Here is a 407-nt window from a genome sequence, read left to right on the forward strand (position 1 = left end):
GCATGGTGGAAGCCGAAAGGCAGCTCGAAGAGCTGGCGTTCAAGGCGGTCGTGCCTCGCCTGGCGGGCTTGCTTCACCGGGAGGCTCGCGCCGGGATCGTCGATGGGTGGTCGCATCAGGAGATCGGCGAGCGCCTCGGTGTCTATCGCGAGACGGCGACGTTCGCGCTGAACGAGCTGAAGGCAGCAGGAATTATCGAGATTGGCCGGCGGCGAATTCGCGTTCTGGACGACGCCCGTCTGGCCGGGATGATCGATCGCGAGTGAGTGTCGGTCGAGCGAATGGGAGAACAGCCTGTGGGTGATATCGAATCCGCGCTGATGGCCAGTCGGACTGCCGCCGATCAGCTCATCGCGAGCGCCATCTCGTCTGGCCGCGCCTGGGACGCGCCGTGCGCGCCCGGCAAG

At 66.1% G+C, this 407-nt stretch carries 1 protein-coding gene; it reads left to right on the forward strand.

Annotated features, from left to right (window positions below; translation table 11 throughout):
- Positions 1 to 266, forward strand: a 266-nt coding sequence (locus I6F37_RS42645) for a helix-turn-helix domain-containing protein (protein ID WP_225154774.1), incomplete at its 5' end; no start/stop codon positions are given.
- Between the last annotated feature and the right edge of the window lie 141 nt (positions 267 to 407).

Source organism: Bradyrhizobium sp. NBAIM08, assembly GCF_020193935.1.
In the GTDB taxonomy this organism is placed as follows: domain Bacteria; phylum Pseudomonadota; class Alphaproteobacteria; order Rhizobiales; family Xanthobacteraceae; genus Bradyrhizobium; species Bradyrhizobium yuanmingense.